Genomic DNA, 9,868 nt, shown 5'->3' with positions numbered 1-9,868 from the left:
TGGGGGAGAGGGGACCAGAAAACTGCACGACCTCCGCGGGGAGGGGGATCGTCAATCTGCTGCCGACGCGGGATGGGGGGAGCGGTATAGTGGAGAACCGCAGCGTGTTCTCGGCGTGTCCCCTGCTTTTAACGGACTGATGCAACGCAAATGGATTTTACGGCAATCGATTTCGAGACTGCCAATGAACGGCGCGACAGCGCCTGTCAGTTGGGAGCGGTCGTGGTTCGGGGTGGCGACATCATCCGGCGGCACTGCTGGCTGATTCGACCGCGGCCGATGCGGTTTTCGCGGATCAACATTGCGGTCCACGGGATCACCGCGGAGCTGGTTCGCGAGGAGCCCGATTTTGGGGAGCTGTGGGAGTCGATTCGCCCGGTGCTGAGCGGCCAAGTGCTGGTGGCGCACAACGCCCGTTTCGATATCGGCGTGCTGCAAGCCTGTTTAGGACGCTACGGCCACGAGGCGCTCGACCTCGAATTCAGCTGCACGCGAGCCGTGGGGCATTACGCTTGGCCCGGACAGCCCGGTTACGGGTTGAAAGCGATCGCCAATCGGCTGGGGATCACCTTTCAGCACCACGACGCGCTGGAAGACGCCATGGCTTGCGCGAAAATCCTGCTCGCCGCGGCCGATGAGCACGCGGCCAGTTCGCTCGACGAGCTCGAGAAACGGTTGCGGATCACCCGCGGTCGGGCGGGTGCCTGGGGGTGTGGCGGCCCCCGCAGCCGTGACGGAAGAACCAGTGGTGGAGGAAGAAGCAGCTACGGTCGGCGGCGAAGCTGGGATTCGCGAATCAGCGGGATCGGCGGGGCCACCAGCCGCGGCGAACCGGTGGTCTACCAGCAGCGGTTTCGGCTGGAGGATTCCGGAGGCGGAGCTCCGCGGGCGGTGCCAGCCGATTTTTCGCTCTGGTTGAGCCGGGCGGCCGAGGGCCAGCGGTTGGCGGGCAAAGCGGTCGCCTTCACCGGGCTGCTGCAGGCCCTCGAGCGCGACGAGGCGGAGCGATTGGTCGAGGCCGCCGGCGGAACGGCCTGCGGCAGCGTGACGCGGCGGACCAACCTGCTCGTCGTCGGCGAGCCCGATGCGCGGACCCTCCGGGCCGGCCGCACCAGGAGCACCAAAGAGGATCGGGCCGAAGAGCTGCGAGCCGCTGGCCAGACGATTTCCATTCTCAGCGAACGCGAATTCCTGCAAACCCTCGGCTGCCTCGACGAGTGGGTGACCCAGCAAAAATTAGCTTAGGCCGGCTGATTTAACCCGAGGAAGCCCCCATGTCTTCATCACCCGAGTCTTCATCTCCACTGCCCAATTTGCCACTGCCGACGCTCGGAGGCCTCCAGTTCTGGACCGACCACATTTGGAACGACGGTTGGCGATTGCAGCAGCACGCGCTCACCGGCCACTGGCGGCTGCTGAGTCCCTCGAATGTCCGTTATGCCTGGGGGACGCGAGCCGCTTGTGAGCAGGCGATGCAGGACCGGGTCGATCGCAGCCGCGTCCCCGACACCCGCATCGTCGTTCTGATCCATGGCTTGCTGCGGTCGTCGCAGTCGATGGGCAAGCTCCGCGAAGCGCTGCTTGGCTCGGGGCCCGGACGGCCCGTGGCTTTTGAATATGCGAGCACGCGGAAGGCGATCTCCGAACATGCCGCGGCGCTGCGGGAGTGGGTCGAGACGCTGCCCGGCCAGCCGCGCGTCGACTTCGTCTGCCACAGCATGGGCAACATCGTTGCACGCCGCGCTTTCGCCGATTGGCAGCGGCAGGGGGATCCGCACGGCGTGCTCCCGCGGATCGGAAAAATGGTGATGCTCGGGCCGCCAAATCAAGGCGCCGACATCGCCCGCCGGCTCGGAAAACTCGGCCTGTTCGAAATCGTCACCGGCCGCGGAGGGATGGAGCTCGGAGCAGCCTGGGAGTCGTTCCAGCAGGAGTTGGCCACGCCTCCCTGTCCATTCGCCATCGTCGCTGGCGATCTCACCGCCAGCTGGTTGCAGAATCCGCTCCTCTCCGGACCGAGCGACTTTCTCGTGTTGGTCGAAGAGACAAGGCTGCAAGGGGCGGTCGAGCATCGCACCGTCCCAGTCCTCCATTCGCTGCTGATGAACGACGCCAGCGTGCAGCACTTCGTCAGCGAGTTTCTGCAGGGCTAGGAACGGTCAGAAGGCAGGAACGACATCCTCCCGGGGGGAGGGTGACGGTGAGGTCGACTCCGCGGCTACGGTGCCGGGGGAACTGGGATCGTCTCGAAGGACTCGAAGTCGTTCGGCTCGAGGGTCACCCGTTCGGGAACCACCGCCGGGTTGGCTCCGCTGTCGATAGCTCCCTCCGGGGCAAGGGCGTCGGCTCCCTGGGTATTCATCGGGGCCGAGGGATCGAAGTCGCCGCTGCTGAGCGGATGCGGCATCCGGACCTTCTCGGGATGGACCCGCGGCGTGAAGAACCGGCCGAGCTCATACGCGTCGCCGTACGCCTTGCTTGCCCAGGGGCCTTCGGCCAGCTGCACCTGGTTGTAGGCGAGCAACGAGCCCTTTTGGCGGTGCAGGTTGCGGATCGCCAGGTTGTAATCGACCAGCGAGGCGTAGAAATCGATCTCGCTCGTCACGAGGCTCCGCTGAGCCTGGAGCAGGAAGTTGATGTTTTCCCGACCCCGTTCGTAGCGTTCGCGGAGCACTTCGACTTGCTGCTGGTCGGCGGCCCAGCGGTTGAAGTTGATCTGCAACAAGCGGTAGGCGCGGGACAGTTCGCGAGCGGCATCGGAGAGGTCATGGCTGACCGAGAGTTCGGTTTCGGACAGAATCGCCCGGTCCCGCGCCAAGTTGAGCTGGGCGCTGGTGACTGCGACGCTCGCCCGTCGCAATCCGACTGGCATGTTCAGCTCAAACCCGGCGGTCCATTCCTGGTAGTTCCCCGAGCCGATCGAATCGTACAAATTGTCGAACTCGCCCCCTCCGCTGCCCAGCAGGTCGTCACCGAGCCCCCGCCAGCGATAGGTGCCGAGGAAGTCGAGCCGCGGCCGACGGTTGAGCCGAGCAGCGACCAATTCCAGCTCGCGGCGTTTGACGTTCCATTTCTGGCGACGGATCTCGACCCGCCGCTCGAGCGCCTGGTTGAGGGCGCTCTGCCAGTCGAAGACGACGCGCGCGTCTTGCGGTTCGGTGACCGGACGGATCAGGCGACCGTCGGTCGCTGGCAGCCCGAGCAGATACCGGAGTCGCTGCTCGAGCGGATAGAGTCCGTTGTTGCCGGCCAAGGCGTTTTCGACTTGCGCGGCAAACTGGAAGTACTGCGAACGGGCCTGAGCTTCTTCGTCGGCACTCCCGGCGCCGAGCCGGAAGCGGGCTTCCTGGAACTGGAACGTCTGCAGAGCTGCCTCGCGACCACGGAGCTGGGCTTCGAGGCCGCGGTAGCCGCCGTACAGATCCCAATAAGCCTGCTCGACGTCGGCGACCAACGAAATCACTGCCGCCTCGAAGTCGTTCAAGCTGATATCGTTGTTGATTCGCGCGATCAGCACGCCGTTGTATTGGCCGATCACCGCGTTGGGCCCCGCGATCCGGTTGTAAGTCGCTCCGGCACCTTGCAGCAACGGCTGACGCCACTCGGCTTCCACCCAGCCGGTGAACGAACTCGGGAAGGCCAGGAAGGGCTGATTGCTGCTGGAGTAGTTGACGATGTGGCGGAGAGCGAAGCGTCCACCGGTCGCCGTGGTCTTGCTGATCTGCCCGGAGAAGTTCAGCCCGTCGGCCTGCGTGACGCTCGGCTGGAAGAACAGAGCAGCCTGCGTGTTGTTCGGCGAATCGGTTTTCGTTCCGAGCAGCTGGCCGCTGACCTGAGCGTCGAATTCCGAGAGCGCCGCTTCGACACCGCCGAGCGGGTTGGCATACGTCAGGGCGGGATCGTAGACCGTCGTCGCCCCGAGCACCGACTGGCCCACCGCACCGGGAACGAGCGCCGCTCCGCCAAACGCACCGCTGATGCTGCCACCGAGCGAACGAATCACCGGGCTCTGACCAACGGCCATCCGAATCGCTTCGTCCAACGTCAGATCGAAGGTCGGCAGGCTCGCCGGATCGGCGAAAGCGAGCGGGGCTTCGGTGGCCACGGCCGCGGCTTGCGGCGGACTGGCCAGCTCTTTGACGTCCGGGTACTGGATCTCCATCCCCACGTGGTCGTGGTAGGAAGCCGTCGTGTCGTGGGGTCCCGGACCCAGGACCTTCGGCCCGCCATGGCAGCCCAGCGTGGAGAAGGCGCTCAACCCGAGCATCAGCAGCGAGAGCGGTCGCGAAGTGCGAAGACGAAATGCCGAGGGCGTGACATCCATGTCCACCAATTCCATGCTGAAGCCGCGGGATCGTGTTGCGAACCGAGAGAAAGTCTGTCGGAAGGGAGTGGAGCTCCGCATCGTTGAACTCACCCGTATCCCCGCCGCAACCGCCACGTTGGCAATTTGCGGAATCTCCGGTACGGCTGCTATCGACGGAACCTTTGGAGTGACTGGAGTAATTCGTTCCGCGGGAATAGGTCGCAATCGTTCGCTAGCTTTCCTGTTTTCGCTGGTGGTGGCTGACTTTGCCGATTGCGGCGGCCGCGACGAGGGGCGGCAGCACCTCACGCCCACAGCGCACATTTCAAACGCGAACAGCCCTGGCGGGGCGAACAGGACCTAAAGACCTGTTGCGCCCCGTCAGGGCTGTTGACGGGAATCGGTAATGACGGCTGGCTTTTCGCGAGCGGTCCCGCCGCGAACGAATCCAAAGTGCCGCTGGCCCGTTACGGAAGAGCCACCATGCCGCCGGCGACTCCGGCGGTGATCAGCGCCGCTCGCCGCTCGTAGGGTGGCCGCTGCAGCAGCGGGGGAGCACATTCTCCCACTCGGTAGTAACCCAGATGGTAGTAGCACTCTCCCGGTGGGCGGACCGCCATCAGGTAGGGTAGCGCCGGGATCGTCGCGTAGAAGCGGGCGGCCGAGGCGAGCGGCTGCAGGTGGTGCGGAAACCGTTCGTGACCGTACCGCTCGAGCATCACGTCCTCAAAGTACAGCGGGCCCGACCACGTGTTGGGAGCTTGCCAAAAGTACGCCGAGAGCGACCAGTCGGGGCCGCGATCCGGACCTTCGGGAAGCGGTTTGATCTCGTCGAACGCTTGCCGGCTGGCGTCCTCGGGCAACGTCCAGTTGCCGATCCGGCTCTGGTCGGTGGTCGGAGCGATCAGCGGCGGAATCACGAGCGCGTCGTCGACCACGCGGGCCACTCGGTCGGCCCCGTAAAGCGATGCGCCGAGCAGGCGAGCACTGGGCCGGGGAATCTCCCCCGCTCGCAGTTCGGGAGCGTCGATATCGATCCCCGCGGCATCGCCTCCCACGCCGGCACGTCCCGGCGGCTGAGCGAACGTGGGTGTCTCGGCCGGCAACACCACCGGCTCCTGAGCGCGAATCAGGACCGGCTTGTCATGAGCCGTCGCGGGCGAGGCGAACATGCCGACCGCTGGCATCGTCAGCAGGAGAAACAAGCAGGTGTGGCGCATGGCGGAGACTCCGACTCGATCCCGAGAGTTTCTTAAACGGCTTCGACAAAGCCATCTCGATGTGGGCAGGTATCGGAGCTGTGCGGGTGATTCCGCGAGCACAATGCGTGCGGCCGTTAAACTCGTCGCAACCGGATGGCCCGAAAGCGTAGGACGGACCGAGTAGCGCCCGAGACTAGCGCCTACGGCTCAACGGACGTCCGCGGAGAGGTTTCGGCATCAGCGGTCGCTCCGGTTGCGAAGGAGTCGCTGAGCGGCGGGGGCTCGGCGGCCGAGGCGCGAGAGGCGACAATCGCCGCAATGGCGAGCAGCGTGTACAGAATGGTGAGCACCGCACCGACGCCCGGTCGAGTGATGATGGTCATCGCGATCTCCAAAAAACGAGAGTCGAACCGTTCAGGCTGAATTCTTCATCAGCCGCCGGGCGCTAGCCCCCGGTTCCCGAAAGCGCCGTGAGAACCGGACGCTAGCGCGTGGCGGCTGATTTAGCGGCAAACTGGTCTAGGGCTGGTTGACCGTTCGGCGGAAGGCTTCGAACGCCTCGCGGAACTGGGGTGGGGGAGGGACTCGCGTCCCGGCGTCCCGCAGGTTCTGTAGATCGTCGGCGCGATTCTCCAGCGTCCGGCTGCGGTTGGTTTGCGGCGGACGGATCCCCAAGCTGCGGAGCGATTCGTCGAAGTCTTCGCGGGCTGCTGGATCACCGCTGTCGGCCAACTGCCGCGCCTTTTCCCAGCGGTCGATAAAACGTCGGTACTGGTCCGGCGTCCAGCCGAGTTCGTCGAGCAATTTGGGGTCGGGGTTCTCGCGCTCATTCCGCAGCGCATCAAGGACGAGATCGGTCGCCCGGCGGGCGTACTCGACGTTTACCGGATCCGGAGCCGGTGGAGGCTCAGTGGTTGCCGGATCGGCCGCTTGCGGCGCTCCGGGCCGATTCCCCTCCATGCTGTCGCTCGTCGTGCCCGACGGAGCACCCGAGGCGCCGCTGCGGGAAGCGCTGGAGGAGGACGCGTCCTCGCCCGATGGTCCCGGCCGACCCTCGCCAGGTTCCGCTCCCGCCGATCGATCCTCGCCAGGTTGCGGCGACGCCTCGGACTGCGGCTCGCCTTCGCCCGGTTGCCGCGGGGTTTCGCCCGGAGCCTGTCCGGGAGTCTGTCCGGGAGTCTCGCCCGGAGCCTGTCCGGGAGTCCCGTCGGGGGATCGGTTTCCGCTGGGGGATTGGTTTCCGTTAGCCGCCGAATCGCCAGTCGGGGCTTCGTCGCCCGGGACCGTCTGGTCCGTTGCCGACGGCGGCGAGGCGGCAGGCTGCGAATCTTGCCCCGCCGGCTCGCCACCAGCAGTGGGCTCGCCACCAGCAGTGGGCTCGCCGCCAGCAGTCGAATCTTCAGCGCCGCGGGGCTCCCCAGCCGTGGTGGATTCTCCAGCGTCGGCGGGGCTTTCTTCTGGCTCTCCTGCCCGGTCGGTGGCCGAGCCGCCATCGCCGCGACGTTCTTCGCCGGAACCCTCACCGCCCGGTGTGTCACTGGCGGAGCCTTCACCGTTGGAGCGCTCGCTTCCGGTCGGTGTTTGGTCGCCGGTGGTCTGATCGTCGGCAGGCTGACTGTTGGCAGGCTGATTGTTTGTCGGTTGGCCCTGAGGGGACTGCGCATCGGGTTGGGTGCTGCTCGTTCCTTCGCCTTCAGGACGATCCCCGGCGGGTGATTGCCCCTCCGCAGTTTGCCCCGCCGCAGCCTCGCCGCCCGGAGTTTGGCCGCTGGGAGTTTGGTTGTTGGGAGTTTGGTTGTTGGGAGTTTGGTTGTTGGGAGTTTGGTTGTTGGGAGTTTGGTTGTTGGGTTCGGTGCCCGCGGGGGTGTCGCCGCTGCGAGAGTCGCTCGGCTCGGCCGTGGCGGCGGAGCCATCGGCGGACTGCTGTCGTTGGCGGAGGTACTCTTCGATCCGTTCAAACGCTTCGCCGTCGGTCGAGGCGGGAGTCTGCTGAGCGGTGCCGTCGGCCGCGGCGTCACTGGCGGAGGAACCGTCGCGGGGGGCGTTCATGCCCGCGCCACCCTCACCCGAACCAGACGGCTCCCCGGAACCAGACGGCTCCCCGGAACCAGACGGCTCCCCGGAACCAGACGGCTCGCCGGCGGACCGACCTTGCCCCGACGCACCTTCCCCCGGCTGCCCCGCGGCGGATTGTCCTTCACCGGACTGGCCTTCGCCCGACTGGCCTTCGCCTGACTGGCCTTCACCCGACTGGCCTTCGCCGGATTGTCCTTCGCCGGATTGTCCTTCACCCGACTGTCCTTCGCCGGACTGGCCTTCACCCGACTGTCCTTCGCCGGATTGTCCTTCGCCGGACTGGCCTTCGCCCGACTGGCCTTCGCCCGACTGGCCTTCGCCCGACTGGCTTTCGCCCGACTGTCCCTCCCCGGACTGGCCTTCCCCGGATTGGCCTTCGCCCGATTGGCCTTCGCCCGATTGGCCTTCGCCCGATTGGCCTTCGCCGGATTGACTCTCGGAAGCTTCGTCTTGGGGCTGGTCTTGGGGCGACTGGGGGTTCTGGGTTTCTTCGGGAGATTGGGACGGATCGGAGGTAGCTGGTTGTTCGTCTTTCGGTTGCAGCCCATCTCCGTCCTCGATCGCTTGGCGACGTGGGGGAGCTTCGACGATTCGCAGTTCGACCGGGTCCGAGGCGGTTTGATTGGGATCGGGAGCATTCCCTTCGACCGTGGTGCGGTTGTCGGTGGCGAGGGCTCGCACGGTGACGACATCGCCCGGGTGCAGCCCGAGTTCATCGGGGCGGAAGCGATACAGGGCAACTTGGTTGCCGCTCAGCCCAGCGGCGGATTCGATCAGCGTGGGGGTAGCGACGTCGAGCGTGCCGCGGCGGATTTGCAGTCGCAGACGGGTCAAACCAAAGTCGGGATCGAGGCCGCGGACTTCGATTAGCTGCTGGGTTCCGAGCGGGACATCCTTGGGCCACTGCGAAGGGACGGTGATCCGGACTTCGGGAGCCAAGTCGGGCTGGACGCGAATCGGGTAGATGATTGGATCGGAGTTGGCGGTTTCGGTGTCGTCCCAGATCCGCAGCCGGTAGCTATCGATCGCTGCACCGCCGCCGGAGCGGAGTCCGGTGCGGAGGTTCCAAGATGCTGAGACGGTGCGGCCATCGTCGCTGATGTCGAGCGGAGCGAAGCCAGCGGTCGCCGCGGTGCGACCGCCCGCAGTCCGGGGATTGAACTCGATGCGTCCGCGGGTGACCGGCCGGTTGCTGGTGGCCGTGACCGTGACGCGGGTCCCTTCCAGACCGTCGATGGCTCCGACCGAGGAAGTCCGTTCGGGGAGCTTGGTGTAGGGATGGGGCGTGTAGGCGACCGAACGAACCGCCACGGTGGGTTCATCGCGAACGACGACGTGGAAGGGACCTCGCCGAGCGTCGCCGGCGACGATCGAGTAGTCGAAGCTGTGATGCACCGATGCGGCTTGGATCAGCCCCCGAAAGCGTCCCGTGTCGCCTTCGGGAACGAGCGGAATTTCCGCGGGCGATTCCCCCGCGATCACGTCTCCCGAAATCAGGAGCCGCGGAGCATCGCTGCCGACCAACCCTCCAATCCGCGCGGTGACTTCCAGCGAGCGACCGTAGAGCGTCTCGGTATCGCCCGGAGTCACCTCGCTGATCGAGACTCGCGTGGGCGGATCGATCGCCGCCAGCGGGAGCATCAACCGTCCGAACGACTGGAGGGTGTTTTTCGGTGAGATCGCCGCGTAGAGGGCGAGCACGGCGAAGACGACGACCACGGTCATGGCGGTCTTGAAGGTTCCGCCCGCTTCGGTCGGCAGCGCCATTCCGGTCGACGTCAGGTGCCGTGCGGCTCGCACTCCGATCGAGCGAACGACGATCCCCCGCAGCCCCGGGGCGTCTCGGTCGGGGCGAAGCGTGACATAGCTCGAGAGCGCATGCCGCAGGTCCGGCGCGTCGCGTTCCAAACTGTAGGCGGCGTATTCGGGGCTGACCCGCAACCGCAGCAGCGGAACGATGCGGAGCACGGTCCAAGCGACCGCGGCCACCGCTCCGGCAGCGAACAGAAGGAGCCGACCCCACGTGTCAAAGCTCCAGATCCACTGGTCGACGATCGCAAACGCCAGACAGCCCATCAGCACCGCTCCGACGAGCCGCAGCACCGCTCCGAGCATCGCCGCCCGCCAAAGGGCTCGGCGAGCCGCATCGAGATGCTGGCCGATCAGTCGATCTCCGCGGTCCCGGTCCGAAGCATCGGGGGAGGCGGCGGCCGATCGGGGGGATGGGGCGGTAGCGGTCGACACAGTTGTGTAGGGGCTCGGAGATATCAAGCGATTCGGGGTA

The 9,868-nt window shown here is 66.1% G+C and carries 6 protein-coding genes; 2 read left to right on the top strand and 4 right to left on the bottom strand.

Annotated elements, in window-relative coordinates; translation table 11 throughout:
• The first annotated feature begins 150 nt into the window (after positions 1 to 150).
• Together GNK13_RS11685 and GNK13_RS11680 are read left to right on the top strand one after the other, a co-directional pair.
• The gene (locus tag GNK13_RS11685) at positions 151 to 1,245 is read left to right on the top strand and encodes an exonuclease domain-containing protein (RefSeq protein WP_164102699.1); all 1,095 of its coding nucleotides are present in this window, start codon (positions 151 to 153) and stop codon (positions 1,243 to 1,245) included.
• A gap of 29 nt (positions 1,246 to 1,274) precedes the next feature.
• Positions 1,275 to 2,153 carry an esterase/lipase family protein gene (locus GNK13_RS11680; RefSeq protein WP_164102698.1) on the top strand — a complete coding sequence of 293 codons (879 nt, stop codon included), beginning with the start codon at positions 1,275 to 1,277 and terminating at the stop codon, positions 2,151 to 2,153.
• Between the two features lie 65 nt (positions 2,154 to 2,218).
• Here GNK13_RS11680 and GNK13_RS11675 read toward each other — a convergent pair whose 3' ends face one another.
• The 4 genes from GNK13_RS11675 to GNK13_RS11660 all read right to left on the bottom strand — a co-directional run bounded on the left by GNK13_RS11675 (position 2,219) and on the right by GNK13_RS11660 (position 9,828).
• Entirely contained in the window at positions 2,219 to 4,324 is a 2,106-nt protein-coding gene (locus GNK13_RS11675) for a TolC family protein (protein ID WP_164102697.1), read from the bottom strand.
• Between the two features lie 449 nt (positions 4,325 to 4,773).
• On the bottom strand, positions 4,774 to 5,526 hold the full coding sequence (locus tag GNK13_RS11670; protein ID WP_164102696.1) for a hypothetical protein: 753 nt from the start codon (positions 5,524 to 5,526) through the stop codon (positions 4,774 to 4,776).
• Positions 5,527 to 5,708: 182 nt separating this feature from the next.
• The gene (locus GNK13_RS11665) at positions 5,709 to 5,891 is read right to left on the bottom strand and encodes a hypothetical protein (RefSeq protein ID WP_164102695.1); all 183 of its coding nucleotides are present in this window, start codon (positions 5,889 to 5,891) and stop codon (positions 5,709 to 5,711) included.
• Between the two features lie 136 nt (positions 5,892 to 6,027).
• Entirely contained in the window at positions 6,028 to 9,828 is a 3,801-nt protein-coding gene (locus GNK13_RS11660; protein ID WP_164102694.1) for a hypothetical protein, read from the bottom strand.
• Positions 9,829 to 9,868: the final 40 nt, after the last annotated feature.

Origin of the sequence: Candidatus Laterigemmans baculatus (assembly GCF_010367455.1) — a bacterium.
GTDB classification, from domain to species: Bacteria; Planctomycetota; Planctomycetia; order Pirellulales; family Pirellulaceae; genus Laterigemmans; species Laterigemmans baculatus.
This window is presented reverse-complemented; position numbering and strand designations above follow the sequence as displayed.

Coding starts and splice junctions, on each gene's coding strand:
- GNK13_RS11675 (WP_164102697.1), bottom strand. CDS start 4,324: ATGGATGTCACGCCCTCGGCATTTCGTCTTCGCACTTCGCGACCGCTC.
- GNK13_RS11685 (WP_164102699.1), top strand. CDS start 151: ATGGATTTTACGGCAATCGATTTCGAGACTGCCAATGAACGGCGCGAC.
- GNK13_RS11670 (WP_164102696.1), bottom strand. CDS start 5,526: ATGCGCCACACCTGCTTGTTTCTCCTGCTGACGATGCCAGCGGTCGGC.
- GNK13_RS11665 (WP_164102695.1), bottom strand. CDS start 5,891: ATGACCATCATCACTCGACCGGGCGTCGGTGCGGTGCTCACCATTCTG.
- GNK13_RS11680 (WP_164102698.1), top strand. CDS start 1,275: ATGTCTTCATCACCCGAGTCTTCATCTCCACTGCCCAATTTGCCACTG.